This is a genomic window from Paracoccus sanguinis, from assembly GCF_900106665.1.
GTDB lineage: Bacteria > Pseudomonadota > Alphaproteobacteria > Rhodobacterales > Rhodobacteraceae > Paracoccus > Paracoccus panacisoli.
Genome location: NZ_FNNA01000004.1, coordinates 173,614 through 189,341, shown reverse-complemented (window position 1 = coordinate 189,341; position 15,728 = coordinate 173,614). Strand labels below are relative to the sequence as shown.

The 15,728-nt window shown below is 70.0% G+C and carries 15 protein-coding genes; 10 read left to right on the top strand and 5 right to left on the bottom strand.

Going from position 1 to position 15,728, the window contains the following annotated elements:
• Positions 1-68 precede the first annotated feature (68 nt).
• From BLW17_RS18695 to BLW17_RS13730, 6 genes are read left to right on the top strand one after another with little or no spacing between them, the layout of a single operon-like run.
• On the top strand, positions 69-278 hold the full coding sequence (locus tag BLW17_RS18695) for a 2OG-Fe(II) oxygenase family protein (RefSeq protein ID WP_244507335.1): 210 nt from the start codon (positions 69-71) through the stop codon (positions 276-278).
• A 36-nt stretch (positions 279-314) separates the two neighbouring features.
• The gene (locus tag BLW17_RS18690) at positions 315-755 is read left to right on the top strand and encodes a Fe2+-dependent dioxygenase (protein ID WP_231572866.1); all 441 of its coding nucleotides are present in this window, start codon (positions 315-317) and stop codon (positions 753-755) included.
• Positions 740-1,393: a tetratricopeptide repeat protein gene (locus tag BLW17_RS13745; protein ID WP_074826903.1), complete on the top strand. Its 654-nt coding sequence runs from the start codon at positions 740-742 to the stop codon at positions 1,391-1,393. Before BLW17_RS18690 ends, BLW17_RS13745 begins: the two co-directional genes overlap by 16 nt.
• On the top strand, positions 1,390-2,145 hold the full coding sequence (gene exbB, locus BLW17_RS13740) for a tonB-system energizer ExbB (RefSeq protein ID WP_074826901.1): 756 nt from the start codon (positions 1,390-1,392) through the stop codon (positions 2,143-2,145). The genes BLW17_RS13745 and exbB overlap by 4 nt, the downstream gene beginning before the upstream one ends.
• A gap of 1 nt (position 2,146) precedes the next feature.
• Positions 2,147-2,563 carry a TonB system transport protein ExbD gene (gene exbD, locus BLW17_RS13735; RefSeq protein WP_074826899.1) on the top strand — a complete coding sequence of 139 codons (417 nt, stop codon included), beginning with the start codon at positions 2,147-2,149 and terminating at the stop codon, positions 2,561-2,563.
• Positions 2,560-3,393 (top strand): hypothetical protein, encoded by an 834-nt coding sequence (locus tag BLW17_RS13730; RefSeq protein WP_074826897.1) that lies wholly within the window; start codon positions 2,560-2,562, stop codon positions 3,391-3,393. Before exbD ends, BLW17_RS13730 begins: the two co-directional genes overlap by 4 nt.
• Positions 3,394-3,473: 80 nt before the next feature.
• On the opposite strand, the gene BLW17_RS13725 is transcribed toward BLW17_RS13730, so the two are convergent.
• From BLW17_RS13725 to BLW17_RS13715, 3 genes are all read right to left on the bottom strand, one after another.
• A complete protein-coding gene (locus tag BLW17_RS13725; RefSeq protein WP_052176641.1) occupies positions 3,474-5,318 on the bottom strand; it encodes a Pycsar system effector family protein in 1,845 nt (614 codons plus the stop codon).
• 384 nt (positions 5,319-5,702) lie between these two features.
• On the bottom strand, positions 5,703-6,935 hold the full coding sequence (locus BLW17_RS13720; RefSeq protein ID WP_036736473.1) for an MBL fold metallo-hydrolase: 1,233 nt from the start codon (positions 6,933-6,935) through the stop codon (positions 5,703-5,705).
• On the bottom strand, positions 6,923-7,585 hold the full coding sequence (locus BLW17_RS13715) for a hypothetical protein (protein ID WP_074826894.1): 663 nt from the start codon (positions 7,583-7,585) through the stop codon (positions 6,923-6,925). Before BLW17_RS13715 ends, BLW17_RS13720 begins: the two co-directional genes overlap by 13 nt.
• A 731-nt stretch (positions 7,586-8,316) precedes the next feature.
• Here BLW17_RS13715 and BLW17_RS13710 point away from each other — a divergent pair.
• Both BLW17_RS13710 and BLW17_RS13705 read left to right on the top strand, forming a co-directional pair.
• Positions 8,317-9,435, top strand: coding sequence for an NAD(P)-binding domain-containing protein (locus tag BLW17_RS13710; RefSeq protein WP_074826892.1), 1,119 nt, complete (start codon positions 8,317-8,319; stop codon positions 9,433-9,435).
• Complete coding sequence (locus BLW17_RS13705) at positions 9,435-9,719, top strand: GNAT family N-acetyltransferase (protein WP_036732403.1); 285 nt, start codon at positions 9,435-9,437, stop codon at positions 9,717-9,719. The genes BLW17_RS13710 and BLW17_RS13705 overlap by 1 nt, the downstream gene beginning before the upstream one ends.
• Before the next feature lie 39 nt (positions 9,720-9,758).
• Here the strand turns inward: BLW17_RS13705 and BLW17_RS13700 are convergent, their stop codons facing one another.
• Positions 9,759-10,700: a carbon-nitrogen hydrolase family protein gene (locus BLW17_RS13700; RefSeq protein ID WP_036732405.1), complete on the bottom strand. Its 942-nt coding sequence runs from the start codon at positions 10,698-10,700 to the stop codon at positions 9,759-9,761.
• A gap of 342 nt (positions 10,701-11,042) precedes the next feature.
• On the opposite strand from BLW17_RS13700, the gene BLW17_RS13695 reads away from it, so the two are divergent.
• Positions 11,043-13,370 (top strand): Hint domain-containing protein, encoded by a 2,328-nt coding sequence (locus tag BLW17_RS13695; protein WP_052176306.1) that lies wholly within the window; start codon positions 11,043-11,045, stop codon positions 13,368-13,370.
• 225 nt (positions 13,371-13,595) lie between these two features.
• Here the strand turns inward: BLW17_RS13695 and aptA are convergent, their stop codons facing one another.
• On the bottom strand, positions 13,596-14,930 hold the full coding sequence (gene aptA, locus BLW17_RS13690) for an omega-aminotransferase AptA (protein WP_036732407.1): 1,335 nt from the start codon (positions 14,928-14,930) through the stop codon (positions 13,596-13,598).
• An 89-nt stretch (positions 14,931-15,019) separates the two neighbouring features.
• Between aptA and BLW17_RS13685 the strand changes: the two genes are divergently transcribed.
• Positions 15,020-15,622: a cupin domain-containing protein gene (locus BLW17_RS13685; RefSeq protein WP_052176307.1), complete on the top strand. Its 603-nt coding sequence runs from the start codon at positions 15,020-15,022 to the stop codon at positions 15,620-15,622.
• The last annotated feature ends 106 nt before the right edge of the window (positions 15,623-15,728 follow it).

Sequence of the window (15,728 nt, the reverse complement as noted above, 5' to 3'; positions counted from 1 at the left end):
TCTGCCCCTGCGCGGGGCGGCCGCCCGGGCCCCCCCCCCCCCCCCCCGCCAATCCCCGAGGACGACGAATGCTGATCCAGATCCCCGACCTGCTGTCCCCCGACGAGGTCGCCGCCTTCCGCGAGACGCTCGAGCGTGCCAGCTGGGCCGACGGCCGCGAGACCGCGGGCGACCAGGCGGCGACGGTCAAGGCCAACCTGCAGATCCCGCCCGACTCCGCCGTCGCGCGCGATCTGGGCGAGCGGGTGCTGCACGCGCTGGCGCGCAATCCGACCTAAACCGCCGCCGCGCTGCCGCTGCGCGTCCTGCCGCCGATGTTCAACCGCTACGACCCCGGCATGACCTTCGGCGCGCACACCGACAACGCCATCCGCACGGTCCCCGGCGCGGGGGGCCTGCGGATGCGGGCGGACGTCTCCACAACGATCTTCCTGACCGCGCGCGAAGACTACGAGGGTGGCGAGCTGGTGGTCGAGGACACCTATGGCACCCACGCCGTCAAGCTGCCGGCCGGGCACATGGTCGTCTATCCCGCCTCGTCGCTGCACCGGGTGAACCCGGTGACCCGCGGCAGTCGCTGGGCCAGCTTCTTCTGGGCGCAGTCGATGGTGCGCGACGACGGGCGGCGGGCCATGCTCTACGACCTCGACCTCGCGATCCGGCAGGCGCGCGCGGCGATGGGGAACGCGGCGCCGGCCGTGCTGGGCCTCGTCAGCCACTATCACAACCTGCTGCGCATGTGGGCCGAGCTGTGAGCGCCGAGGCCGCCCTCGCCACCGGGCAACTGCTGCTCGAAGCAGGAGAGCCGGTGCAGGCGCTGGAGTCGTTCCGCATGGCGGCGCGGGCGGGCGATGCGCGCGGGCTGACGATGCTGGGCCGCGCGGCCGAGCGGGGCTGGGGCATGGCGCCCGATCCCCGGCAAGCCGCAGGCTGGTATCGGCGCGCCGCGGCGCAGGGCGAGCCCTGGGCGATGTTCAACCTCGCCGACCTGCACCTGCGGGGCGCGGGCGTCCCGCGCGACGCCGCCCATGCGGCCCGCCTTTATGCCGCGGCGGCGCAGGGCGGGCTGGTGCAGGCGCTGAACATGCTCGGGATGCTGGCCGAAACGGGTGCGGCGGGCCCCGCCGATCCCGCTGCCGCGTCCGCCTATTACACCGCCGCCGCCGAGCGCGGCGATTGCTGGGGGCAGTTCAACCTCGCCCGCCTGCTGCTGGCCGAGGGTCGCCTGCCCGAGGCGCTGGTCTGGCTGGACCGCGCGCTGGCCCGCGGCGTGCCCGGCTTCCCCGAGGCCGTCGCCGCGGCGCTGTCGGGCGCGCGCCACCCCGAGCTGTCCCGCCGCGCCGCGCAGGCGCGCGCCGCCACCCGCCCCTTCCGAACGACGAGTCCCCGATGATCCGCACCGCCACCCTCCCCCTGCTGATCCTTCCCGCGCCGGCCCTCGCGCAACTGCCGGCCGAGGCGCTGCCGCACGACCTGTCCCCCTGGGGGATGTTCATGGCGGCCGACGTGGTGGTGAAGGCGGTGATGATCGGGCTGGCGGTCGCCTCGGTCGTCACCTGGACCGTGGCGCTCTTCAAGCTTGTCGAGTTCGCCGTCGCCATGCGCACGGCTCGCCGCTCGCAACGGCTGGTCGCGGCCGGGGGCGCCCTGCCCGCCGCCGCACGCGCGCTCGCCCGCCGCCGCGATCCGGTCGCGCGGATGCTGCGCGCGGCGGGGCGCGAGGTCGAGGGCGCGGCCCCGTTCCTCGCCGCCGCCGGCCCGACCGGCGTCAAGGAGCGGATCGAGTCCGTGCTGGCGCGGATCGAGGCCGGGACGCTCGCGCGGCTGGCCGCGGGGACCGGGGTGCTGGCCACCATCGGCGCGACGGCGCCCTTCGTGGGGCTGTTCGGGACGGTCTGGGGCATCATGAACGCCTTCGTCGGCATCTCGCGCGCGCAGACGACGAACCTTGCGGTGGTCGCGCCGGGCATTGCCGAGGCGCTGCTGGCGACGGCCCTCGGCCTCGTCGCGGCGATCCCGGCGGTGGTGGTCTACAACCTGTGCTCGCGCGCCATCGCCGCGCATCGCCTGACCCTGCGCGACGGTGCCGCGCTGATCGCGCGCATGGCCAGCCGCACGCTGGACGCCCAGGCAGGGGGGCGCTGAGATGGCCGCGGGCCTGCATGACCCCGAGGGCACCGGCGAGATGGCCGAGATCAACGTCACGCCCTTCATCGACGTGATGCTGGTGCTGCTCATCATCTTCATGGTGGCGGCGCCGCTGGCGACGGTGGACATCAACGTGGACCTGCCCGCGTCGGGCGCGCCGCAGGCCCCGCGCCCCGACCAGCCCGTCTGGGTGACGCTGAAGCCGGACCTCTCGATCGCCGTCGGCACCGAGGCCGTCGCCGCGGGTGCGCTGGCCGCCGCGCTGGCCCGTGCGACGGACGGCGACCCCGAGGCGCGGCTGTTCCTGCGCGCCGACGAACGCGTGGCTTATGGCGACCTGATGGCGCTGATGAACCGCCTGCGCGCGGCGGGCTACCTGCGCCTCGCGCTGGTGGGGCTCGAGGCCGGGCCGTGAGGGCCGCGCGCACGGTCGGCTGGGCGTCGGCGGCGCTGCTCGTCCTTGGCGGCCATGCGGGCGCGGCCCTGTGGGTCATGTCCGCCCGTCCCGAGCCGCCGCCCCCGGCGGGGCAGCCGATCTTCGTGGACCTCGCCCCGCCGCCGCCGGCGCCGGATTTCGACGTGCCGGAGTCGGGGCTGTCGCTTTTGGGGCCCGTGACCACGCCTCCGCCGGATGTCGAAGCGCCGCCCTCGGCCTCGGAGCCGGTGGAGCCGACCGCAATCGCCGACCCCCTGCCCCCGCAGATCGAACTCCCCCCGATCGAGCCGCTGCCGCGCCTCGACGCTGCGGCCCTGCTGCCGCCCTCTGCCCCGGCCGAGCGCCCTGCCCCCCGCCCCGAGCGGGTGACGCGCCCGCGCGCGCCGGACCCCGAGACGCCGCGCGCGCCGCGCTCGGCCGATACGCGCAAGCCGTCACAGACGCCCGCCGCCCAGCCTGCCGCCCGGACGCGCGCACCGGCGTCGGTGGCGTCACCGCGCCCCGCCGCGCAGGCGAGCGGCGCGGGCAAGGGCGCAGGCGCAAAGGCGCAGGCAAGCTGGCGCGCCACCGCCTCAGCCGTCGTTGCCCGCCACATGCAGCGCGGTCGCTACAATACCCGCCAACCCGTATCCGCCTCGATCAGCCTGACGGTGGATGGCGCCGGCCGCATCACCGGCGCCGCGGTCACCTCGGCCGGCGGCACGCTCGACGCCGCGCTGACCCGCCAGATCCGCCGCCTCGGCCGGCTGCCCGCGCCCCCGGGCGGGCGAGGGCTGTCGGTCGTCGTCCCGGTGCGGATCGCCCGCTGAGCAGGTTTCGGGCGGCCGTATCTGAACGGCGGCCCCGCGAGGACCGGATGGTGGGCCTCCGCTGGAGGCCCACCAAAACCTCACCCGCCCAGCTGCCCGTAATCCAGCATCATGTATCTCGCCGGGCGGTTCTTCTTCGGGTCGCCCTCGTCGCTCATGATCAGCAGCCGCGGCTCGCCGTGCACCATTACCGAATCGATCGACTCGACGTTGTTGAGGTTGATGATCTCGGGCAGCGCGATCGGCTCGGCCGCGACGGCGGGATCGCCGCTCCAAGTCCAGAGCTGCGATACCTTGTTGTCGTCGTCGCCCTCGATCTCGTTGACGATCAGGAAGGCGCCCAGCACCGGATCGAAGCTCAGCGCGCGGATGCCGCCGTCCTGCAGGTCCAGCAGGATCGGCGCGCCGAAGGCGGGCGCCGCCGCCTCGTCGAACATCGCGCCGGGATTGCGGATCGGGATGATGATCGAGCGGTCGCCCGCCTTGGGCGCGCGCAGGCCCAGGAGAAGCTGGCCGGTCTGCTGGTGAAAGGCCAGCCCCTCGATGTTGAGCTTGCCCATGTCCACCGGCTCGCCCGCCGCGCCCCGCAGCGCCTCGGCCAGGGCCGCGTCGCCGGCCAGCGCATCGCGCAGGTTGGTGACGCTGGCGATGTCGCCGACGGTGCTGCCACTGATGCGGAAGCGCAGCAACTGCTCGCGGTCGGGGGACCGCTCGCCCTTGGCCGTCGCCGAATGCGAGGTGATCGCATAGATGTTCTCGGTTTGGTCGATCGACAGGCCCTCGAGGTCCGAGAGCTTGCGCCCGAAGGCGCGGGTCAGGCGCAGGTCGGCCGTGCTGTCCTCGACGAGGCTGCCGTCCTCGGCCAGCGTCATGACGCTGACGGCGCGCTTGGCCTCGTCCTCGACCACGAGGATGCGGCCGTCGGGCAGCTGCTGCACGGCCGAGGGCTCGTAGATGTCGCTGAACTCGGCGATCCCGAGGTTCTGCAGCCGCACCGGCCGCTCGCCGGAAAGGCCGGGGAAGAGGGCGACGGTGGACTTGACGGTAAAGAAGGTCAGCACCGAGGCGAGCAGGCCCCAGCGGAACACGGTGTAGGAGACGTTCAGCAGCTTGAACTTGTGGTTGGCCATCTGGCCCAGCCAGTAGAGCTGGTCGGTCATCCGGTGGTAGATGCCGTCCCGGTCGCGCAGCAGCGCCTGCATCCGGTCCCAGTGCTCGTCGCGCGTCATCCGCACGCGATCCTCGTAGATCAGCAGGTTCAGCTCGTCCGGCGGGCGCGCATCGCGGCCGCGCATCACGTAGTCGCGGAGGTCGCGCAGCCGGGCGCGTCGCGCCACCACGTCCCGCCCCCAGGTCCAGATCGAGGCGATCAGGTCGGCGCGCTCGGGCGACGCCGCCAGCAGCGCGAAGACGATCGAGGCTGCCGAGGTGAGCAGGAACACCCCCGCCGGAAACAGGAAGCCGGGTGAGGAATTGAACAGGAACGCCCCCGAGATCATCAGCGCCGAGATGATGAAGCCGTTGAGCGAGATCATGATGTTGGCCTTGGTCGCGGCCAGGGCGATGATGTCCAGCTCGGCGCGGACGGCATTGCGGAACATCGTCTCGACCGCCTTGGAGGTGCCGAGCGGCTTGCCGTCGTCGTCGGCCCCGTCCTTGCTGCGCTTCTTGGTCGCCGCAGTCGGTGCGGCCGGTCCCGGGGGGGCGGTCTCGCGGGGGGCGGTGCCCTCGGCCGTTGGGCCGGCCGGATCGGGAGAGGCTGCCTCGGTGTCCGGCGCATTCGGCAGGACGTAACCGTCTGGCGCCGCCGGCCGTGCGGGGTCGGCAGCCTTGGCCGCCGCGGATTTCTTCTTTTTCTTCTTGTCCTTGGACTTCTTCACGCGCGAGACGTCGATGCTGACTGTGGCATCGCCAGTCCCCGGCACGGCAGGCGTAACGTTCAGTGGCGTGTCGCCACCCGCTCCATCCGCGTGTGGGCGGTCCGCAGCGGCCTTGAGAGACGATCCCAGCCCCGTCATGGTCCGGGACGGCTCGCGCCCGGTCTCACCCTCTGGACCAGCCGTCGACGCCGAGGCAGCGAGATCCCGGCCGCCTGCCCTGACCTTTCCCGTGATCCCGCGACCTTTCGCAACGGTGCTCTTGTCAAGTTGCTCGGTCTGCGGGTCATCGGAAACTGTCATGGCCATCGCCTCTTTCGCGTACGGTATACCAAGGGCATTTCAACTTATTTCACCTGCATAGCAGGAACAGGGACCACGCAGGCTTTAACATATGAATAGAGCAATATTCGTCGGTTCCAGGCTCCACACTCAAACCACGAGTGTCTCACCGTCTGCCAGGCGGGCGATATGGTCGAACCCTTGAGCCCGCGTGTCCCAGCACTCGCCATGCACGGGAACGATGGACCTGGCACCAACAGCCGCGGCAAACGCTCTCAGCGCGTCTCCGCTCGCGTGGCCGCTGGTATGAATGATCTCGAACGCCGCATTCTGGGCCCAGTCCCGCATCTCGCGGATGTCAGGGCGGTCCAGATAGCCGGTCCACTGTGACCAGATCAGGACGTCGCCCGCGGCAGGGATGAACCCATTTCTGGTGAGGTCGGGGATCATACGCGGGCGGACCAGCAGGATTGCCCCGGGGACAGCCTCAGCGAGCGTGCGTGCCGAAAGTCCCTGGCATCGCGCCATGGCGTCCACGAAATCACCCATGCCCTTCTCGCGGAATCTGTGTGCCATCCTCGACAAGATGAGCGGGCGGAGTTCCGGAACCCCCCAGGAGGGACGCGGAATGGCTGCGGCGCCTGGAACCGTTTCCAGCACATATGCGGTGTAGAGATCGACGACCAAGATTCGCCGGGTTCTGCGGGCCGCCCGAAACAGGGTCACGATCCGGTCCAGGTTCTGAGCCGATGCCGCAACCAGCATCCGACCCGGTGTGCGTGTCGCGAGTTCGACGAACCGCTCCTCCAGATCCTGCTCGCGATCGTGGGGTTTGCCGCCAGCCAGGTTCGTTCCCTCGAGAAGCAGCACGTCGACCTCGCCGCCCAGGCGGAGACGCCGGACCAATTCCCCCTTGCGTCCATGGGTTCGGAAGTCGCCGGAATAGAGGATACGCCGCCCCGCGACCTCGACTTCGAGCATGTGAGCATCGAAACCCGAGTGATCGGTGAGGTGCGGGGTCACCCGGAACGGTCCCAGGTCGAAACTCTGACCCGAAACCCACGTGTTCCAGACCGCGGGAGAGGCGCGATCGAACAGCCGCTCGCCGATGGCGACGAGGCGCCGCGTCGGCGCCCCCGACCAGACCGGCCATTCTGCTGGAAGCTGGCCGACCAGCCCGTGGTGATCGGCATGTCCATGAGAGAGAAGAACCCCCTGAACCGGTCGTCGGAGGTCCAGCGTCGGCGCAAGCTCGCCCGACGTCCCCTCGGGAAGGTTGAGAGGCAGACCGCAGTCGAGGATCAGTCGCGCGCCGTCATGCGCGATCTCGATACAGCTTCCGCCGATCTCCGCCGTGCCACGGTGGACGGTTATTCCGACCATGCGGTGACGGTCGAAAGCTGGCCAAGGCCCTGACCCTCCACCAGCTCAACCCCGCAGAACCCCGCGTCGATCAGGCGTTTCCTGTGCGGCGGCCAGCTTGCGTAGTTCCGGGCTTCGCGGCTCTCGCCGACGACGATCAGGCGCAACTCGGGGTCGACGGCGACGGTGCCCTCTTCGGCTGCCGCGCGGAACGCCTCGGGGACGTCCCAATCGATGCCTGCAGCGTCGGCAAGGCGGATCATCTGCATCGCTGCGATGGCATATTGCGTCGCCATGGCTTCGCGGTTCGCGGCGATATTATGCCGGTAAAGTTTCCGCTGCTTGAAGATCTCCGGTTTCCCGTCCTCCGTCAGCCACGCTTCGGCGTTCCGGCGCATTCGGCCGTCATCGTAGGTCTTCACTTCGCCGGCGATCACCGTTGGCCTGCCGTCCACCATCTCGAGCGTCATCAGATCGATCCGCCGTGCCCCGCCACCCGGAAAGGTGGTTTCGAGATCGATCACATGGCGGCTGTCGGGATGAGCCAGCAAGGCCTCGATGAGGGCCTTTTCGCGCGAGGTCTTCTCGGCGGCCCGTCGCGTGTCGATGGTGGCGGTCCAGCGATCGAATTCCGCCGGGGTCGGGGAATAGGGCCTGGTGGGCCTTGTCACCCGGGCGCCCGTCGTACGTGGCATCGACCGTGACGCGCGGACCCTTGGTTTCCTCGACTGACAAGGCGGCCGCGCGCCCGCCGAAACGATAGAAATGCGCTTCATCATCCCGCAGGGCCAAGCGCAGGCCCGCTTCACCGAGCGGGTGGCCCCCCGGGCGCCAACGACGAAAGAGGTCACGGACCCACCCATCCTTTTCAAGGTCGCGCAAGACCCAGTCCAGCTTGGCTGGGTAGCCTTGACGGCGCGCGCGGGTGGAAAATCCCCGTTTGAACATCTTCAGTCTCCTTTGACGATGGCTGCGGCGAGGCGGCGGTGCAGGTTCGGAGGACGGCGGGCAGCGTAGCGATCACAAGATCGGCCCGGATCATGTCATCTTCGGTCGACATGTCCATGGCCGCGGCTTTCGCGGTGGCGATAGGAAGATCGATCGGGACGGCCGCACTCGGCGAGTTGCCCTATTGGCCCAGAAAGAGCGTCAAGGCATCGAACAGCCCGGGATAGAACGGGTGATCCGGCTCGATCGCCTGATACCATTCAGATGGAATGCGCTCAGTCTAACCGCCGCCCACCGCCTCCACGATGCCCGGTCAGCACGCAGCGGCACGCAACCGCCCGCCCGGCATGGCGAGGTTCTCCGTCCCGCCGCCGCCCCTTGCCCACGCCCCTCGGCCCGTCCAGTCTGGCCCGGGCCCCCAACGCGCCGCGCACCCGCCCCCCCGGACCACCCGATGACCCCCAGCACCCTCGCCTACAAGATCGACATTCTCGTCATCGGCGGCGGGCAGGCCGGGCTCTTGTCGGCCTATCACCTTCAGCGGCTCGGGCTCACCAGCGGTAAGGGCTTCCTCGTCCTCGACAAATCGCCCCGGCCCGGCGGGGCGTGGCAGTTCCGCTGGCCCTCGCTCACCATGAAGACGATCAACCGGCTGCACGACCTGCCGGGGATGGGGTTCGCCGAGGTGCTCGACCCTGACCAGACCGAGGTGCGCGCGGCCGAGGCGGTGCCGGCCTATTTCCGCGCCTACGAGGAGCGGTTCCACCTGCCCATATATCGGCCGGTCACGGTGCGGATGGTCTGCAACCGCGGCGCGCGGCTGCGGGTCGAGACGGATCACGAGACCTTCTCGGCCCGCGGCATCATCAACGCCACCGGGACATGGGACGCGCCGCAGATCCCCTATTATCCCGGCCGCGAACGCTTCGAGGGCCGGCAGATCCACACCCAGGACTACCGGACGGCGGCGGCCTTCGCCGGCCAGCGGGTGGCGATCGTCGGCGCGGGCATCTCGGCGCTGCAGATCCTCGACGAGGTGTCCCGCGTCGCCCGCACGATCTGGGTGACGCGCCGCCCGCCCGAGTTCGTCGATCCGACGTTCGGCCCCGAGCTGGGCCGCGCCGCCGTCGCCCGGGTCGAGGCGCGGGTGCGCGAGGGCCTGACGCCGGGCTCGGTGGTGTCGGTGACCGGCATCCCCCGCACCCCGGCGATCGAGGCGATGGCGGCGCGCGGCGTCCTGTCCCGCCAGCCGATGTTTGCCGAGATTACGCCGACCGGCATCCGCTGGCCGGACGGGCGGGCCGAGGCGCTCGACGCGATCATCTGGGCCACCGGGTTCCGCAGCGCCCTTGATCACCTCGCGCCGCTGCAACTGCGCGAGGCGGGCGGCGGCATCACCATGACCGGGCGGCTGGCCACGCAGGTCGCCCGCGATCCGCGGGTGCACCTCGTGGGCTACGGCCCCTCGGCCTCGACGATCGGCGCCAACCGTGCCGGCGCCGCCGCGGCGCGCGAACTCGTCGACCACCTGGGCCTCGCGCCCGCCACCCCGGACCCCGAAGGAGATCACTGATGTCGCACGGCGTGACCGAGAACCCCGCCGAGAACCGCTTCGAGCTGCCGCTCGAGGGGGACGCCATCGCTGCCGCCTACTATCGCCTCGACGAGGCGGGCAACGTCGTCCTGACCCACACCGAAGTCCCGTTCGAGTACAGCGGCCAGGGCCTCGGGACGCGGCTCGCCACCGGCACCTTCGACCTGCTGCGCGCCTCGGGGCGCAAGGCGGTGCTGCGCTGCAGCTTCATGCAGCGGTTCTATGCCACCCACCGCGATTACGGCGATGTCGTGGTGGGCTAGGCGGTGACGGGTGAGGCGGTGGCGCGTGAGGCCGGCGCCTTACCCCTCGGTCACGACGGCCGGGCGCGGCCGGGTGTCCACCGTCAGGCGGAACACGTCGGGCCGGGCATAGTGGCCCGCCACGTCGAAATCGAACTTGCCGCGCAGGATCTGGTCGGGGTCGATCTCGGCGTAGAGGATCGTCTCGCCCGAGAAGTCCGGCCCGGCCAGCACCCGCCCCAGCGGGTCGATGATCGCCGAGCCGCCGCGCATCATCACCGTCGCCGGATCGTCCCCGAGCGCCGATTCATGGTCCTTCGCATAGGCGCCGCGGGTGATGTGCTGGCAGGCGGTCAGCACGTAGCACCGCCCCTCGAGCGCGACGTGCTGCATCGAGGGCACCCAGGTGTCGCGGTCGTCGGCGGTGGGCGCGCAGTAGATCTGCACCCCCTGCGCATACATGTGCATTCGCAGCATGGGCATGTAGTTTTCCCAGCAGATCACCGCGCCCACGCGGCCGAGCGGCGTGTCCACCACCGGCATGGTCGAGCCGTCGCCGAACCCCCAGATCAGCCGCTCGCCCGCCGTGGGCATCAGCTTGCGGTGCTTGGCGACGAGCCCGCGCGCCCCCTCGAAGATCAGCGCCGTGCAGTAGAGCGTGCCGCCGTCGCGCTCGATGCAGCCGATGACGACGACGGCGCCGGTCGCGGCGGTGGCCTCGGCGATCAGGGCGGTCTCGGGGCCGGGCAGGTCGATCGCGGCGCGGTGGTAGCGCAGGAACGCCTCGCGCCCCTCGGGGCGGCGCATCCCGATCGGGGCGCCGAAGGACGCGCCCTTGGGATAGCCGCCGAGGAACGCCTCGGGGAAGACGATCAGCCGCGCACCCTGCCCGGCGGCGGTGCGGATCGCGTCGGCTGCGCGCACCGCCGAGGCGGTGGCGTCGTCGGGGACCGAGGCGATCTGTGCCACGGCAGCGGTCCAGCGTGTGCGGTCGTCGGTCATCCCGGCCCCCCAGCGTGCGATGTGTGCGGCCCGGCCTGACGGCCCTGCGCGCGGGCCCACCCGACCAGACCACGCGGCCCTTGTCCACGATGTTGTGGCGAGGGGTTTGTCAGTTCGGCCGAACGCCTGCCGGTGCCCCTGGCATGCCCGCGAAAACGCCCGGGCGACCATATGTCGCCGGCCGCTGATCTAATGGTGCAAGACTCGCCGAACTTAATCTTTTAAGGGTTCTCGTCTTGCTATCATCTATGCAAAAAGTAAAATGACGGTTTCGCCTCGATTGTCCGCCCTGCAGCATACGCTCGGGGAGCCGAGGCCGGTGACCTGTTCGAAGGGGAAGACATGGCCGTCAGCCAGTACACGATGATCAACCTCGGCACACTCGCCGACATGGATCCTAATGAAACGAACCGGACCCCGGAAAACTACGCCACGGTCTTGAACGGACGGACCTTTGGCTCGGCGGATGCCCCCTTGTATGCCAGCAGCACGCGCGTCTCGTTGAACGACGTCAACGATAACGACCTCATCGGGTTCAACCACGACAATAACAGCACTGATCGGATTAGCTACCAGATCGATAACACCGTCTACACGGCCGCGCTCGATACCGGGCTGCGGGTGACGGCCAGTGTCACTCAGCGGATTGAAGGTGGCGGCACCCGGACCATCGTGACCCAACTGCGGCTTTTTCAGGACACGCTCGGTCGGGTCTTCATCGCGCCGCCGCCCTCCACCAACCCGATCGGCAATGAGACGCAGCTGTCGGCCTATCCGATCATCAGCGTGCAGATTCCGACGAACGCGACCTACGACATCGGCCCATTCAACGGACTTACCACCAACCGCTCGGTGCTCAGCTTCAAGGACGGCTACGTCGATGGCACCGAGGGTGGTGACACCATTGACGCAAGCTACGTAGACCCGTCAGGCGACCGGGTGGACAACAACGACGCCCTGCTGCCGGGGGCGGCCCCCAACGACGACGTCATCCGCGCGGGTGCGGGCAACGACCTCGTCTATGCCGGTGAGGGTAACGATTCCGTGTTGGGAGGCGATGGCAATGACGTCATCTATGGCTATCGTCGGGACGGGGACGACGGCGGAAGTGACACGCTCGACGGCGGGGCGGGCGACGACAGGCTCTACGGCGGCCGCGGGAACGACTCGCTCATCGGCGGGACCGGGAGGGACGAGCTTTACGGCGGCACCGAAGCGGATTCGCTCAACGGCGGCGACGACAACGACCGGCTCGAGGGTGGCGACGGCGCCGACCTGATCGTCGTCGGCCGCGGCGATACGGCGCTCGGTGGAAACGATGCGGACGTCTTCCGCCTCGATCCCGTGCAGACGGGCACCGGCGCGGCCACCATCACCGGCGGCGAGGGCGTGACCGCGGGCGGGACCGATGTCGACCGGATCGACGCGACGGCGATCACCTCGGGCGTCACCGTGAACTACACCGGCAGCGAGGCCGGCACGCTGGCCGGGGGCGGCGCGAGCTACGGATTTTCCGAGATCGAGCGGGTGACCACCGGGGTGGGCAACGACGTGGTCAACGCCGCGGCGGTGACGGCGGGCGGCATCAACGTCGACACCGGGGCCGGCAACGACAGCATCGTCGGCGGCGCGGGCGCGGACACGATCCTGGCCGGGGCCGGGGCTGACCGGGTCGATGCAGGCAGGGGCAACGACCAGATCGACCTCGGCGCGGGCGACAACGCGAGCGACACGCTGGTGATCCGCAACAACGGCGGCACCGACACGGTGACGGGGTTCGCGGGCCCGGTGACCAGCCCCACCGGCGTCGTCACCTCCGAGGACAAGCTCGACGTCAGCGCGATGGTGGACCGGGACGGCAATCCCGTGGACGTGGCCGATTTCCTTGGCGCGCGGGCGACCGGGACCATCACGGCGCTGCGCGACGCGGGCGGCACGGTCATCGGCTCGGTCCTGACCTTCCCGGACGGGACGGCGGTGCAGCTGCGCGGCGTCCTTCCCAGCCAGCTCGACAGCTGGCAAGAGCTCAACGCCCTCGGCATCCCCTGCTTTGCCGCCGGCACGATGATCGAGACGGCCGACGGCCCCCGCGCGGTCGAAACGCTGGCCGAGGGCGACCTGGTCCGCACGCTCGACCACGGGCTGCAGCCGGTGCGCTGGGTCGGCGCGCGGCGGCTCTCGGCGGCCGAGCTTGCGGCGGCCGAGAAGCTGCGGCCGATCCGCATCCGGGCCGGGGCGCTGGGGCCCGGGACGCCGCGCGCCGATCTGCTCGTCTCGCCGCAGCACCGGGTGCTGGTCCGCTCGCGCATCGCGCAGCGGATGTTCGGGACCGACGAGGTGCTGGTGGCGGCAAGACAGCTCTGCCAGCTGGCCGGCATCGACATCGCCGAGGATCTGGCGGCGGTCGAATACGTCCACATCCTGTTTGACCGCCACGAGGTGGTACTCTCGAACGGGGCGGCGACCGAGAGCCTCTACACCGGGCCAGAGGCGCTGAAGTCGGTCGGCCCGGCCGCCCGGGCCGAGATCCTGGCGCTGTTCCCTGAGCTCGCCACGCGCGACTACACCCCGCCGGCCGGCCGCACGCTGGCCTCGGGGCGGATGGCCCGCAAGCTGGCGGTGCGGCACGCGCAGAACGGCAGGCCTCTGGTCGAGGTGCGGGCGGGTTAGGTCTGGAGTGCCCCCGGCTTAGGGCCTGGGGCGGATGTTGCGGGAGCTGCCTGCTCGCCAGCACTTCCGCTGGCGGCAGGGCCGGGGGTCACCGGGGCGCCGACTGAGTGGGCTGATCGGTGTGAGGTTGGCGGTCGCAACCCGCTGGTCGATCCCCGTCTCGAACTGGCAGGTTGGTTGCGGTCGTCCCGTGGGGACCGCAACCTTCCGCCTCGGTCTCTCGGCTCAGGCGGCGCGCGCGAGGGCGTCACCGAGAATGCTGACCATCTCGTCGATCTGCTCGTCCTCGACGATCAGAGGCGGTGACAGGGCGATGATATCGCCGGTCACGCGGATCAGCAGGCCCTTGGCCAAACAGTCCACGAAGACGTCATAGGCACGCGCCCCCGCCGCCCCGGTGCGCGGCTCAAGCTCGATGCCGGCAATCAGGCCGATGGTGCGGATATCCACGACGTTCCTTGCGCCCTTCAGCGAATGGATCGCCCGATCCCACTTCGCCTGCAATCCGGCCGCACGGGTGAAGAGCCCCTCGCCCTCGTAGATGTCGAGCGTGGCGAGGCCCGCGGCGCAGGCGACCGGGTGGCCGGAATACGTGTAGCCGTGGAAAAGCTCGATGGCATTCGAGGGCCCGGTCATCAGTGCGTCATGGACGGCGCGCGAGGCGAAGACCGCACCCATGGGGATGACGCCGTTGGTCAGGCCCTTTGCGGTTGTGACGAGATCGGGGGTGACGCCGAAGAAGTCGCTGGCGAAGCGCGCGCCCAGGCGGCCGAAGCCGGTGATGACCTCGTCGAAGATCAGCAGGATGCCGTGCTTCGTCGCAATGTCGCGCAGGCGCTCGAGATAGCCTTTGGGCGGCACGAGGACGCCGGTCGAGCCCGCGACGGGTTCCACGATGCAGGCGGCGATGGTTTCGGCGCCGTGCAGCTGGACCAGACGCTCGAGGTCTTCGGCCAGCTCGGCGCCATGCTCGGGCTGGCCCTTGACGAAGGCGTTGCGGGCAAGGTCATGGGTGTGGCGCAGGTGGTCGGCGGGGATCTGCGGGAAGACGCGGCGGTTGTTGACCAGCCCGCCAACCGAGATGCCGCCGAAGCCCACGCCGTGATAGCCGCGCTCGCGGCCGATCACGCGGGTGCGGGTGCCCTGACCGATGGCGCGCTGGTAGGCGATGGCGATCTTCAGCGCGGTGTCCACGGATTCCGATCCCGAGCCGGTGAAGAAGACCCGGTCGAGCTTTCCGCCCTCGGGCCCCGGCGCGATCGCGGCGAGCCGTTCGGCGAAGTCGAAGGCGATGGGGTGGCCCATGTTGAACGAAGGCGCATAGTCGAGCGTGGCGAGCTGCCGGCTCACGGCCTCGGTGATCTGGCTGCGTCCGTGGCCGGCGTTGCAGCACCAGAGGCCGGCCGTGCCATCGAGCACCTGGTGCCCGTCGGCGGACGTGTAGTGAATGCCCTCGGCCGCGACGAGCAGCCGCGGCGCCGACTTGAACTGGCGGTTGGCGGTGAAGGGCATCCAGTAGCTGTCGAGCTTCTGGCGGTTCGGCAGGGCGGCGATGTTCATGGCGGTCTCCCTCACTGGCAGGGGTCAGGAGCCATGTCGAAGATTTTCGAACAAGTCCTTTTCTGGTTGACAGCAAGCCATTGAAAACAATGATCCCAAGAACAGGGTTTGCGGTATCTGCAACAGGGGGAACACCCATCTCGAATCAGGTCGATATCGGTGGGCGGCTGCGGTACCTCAGGATGCGACACGGTCTTTCGCAGCGCGAGTTGGCGAAGCGCGCGGGTGTCACGAACTCCACGATCTCGCTGATCGAGTCGAACGGCACCAACCCATCTGTCGGAGCGCTCAAGCGCATCCTGGACGGATTTCCCATCGGGCTCGCCGAATTCTTCGCCTTCGAGCCGGATCGGCCGCGCAAGGCCTTCTACCAGGCCGAGGAACTGACGGAGATCGGCAAGGGCGCGATCTCCTACAGGCAGGTCGGCACGGACATGTTCGGGCGCAACCTGCAGATATTGAAGGAATGCTATCAGCCGGGCGCCGACACCGGGAAAGTCCCGCTGGTGCACGAGGGTGAGGAAGGCGGCGTCGTCATCTCGGGGCGGCTGGAGGTGACGGTCGACGATGAGCGCCGCATCCTGCAGCCGGGCGACGCCTATTGCTTCGAAAGCCGACGCCCCCACCGCTTCCGCTGCGTCGGCGCCGAGCCCTGCGAGGTCGTCAGCGCCTGCACCCCGCCGACCTTCTGATCCTGCCGACAGGGGGCCGCAGCTCGCAGCCGGTGCCGGTGACGCCGGCGGGTTGATCGGACGTCACGCGAAACGGGGGTCGATCGCCTCGGTCGTCTGGCCGGGC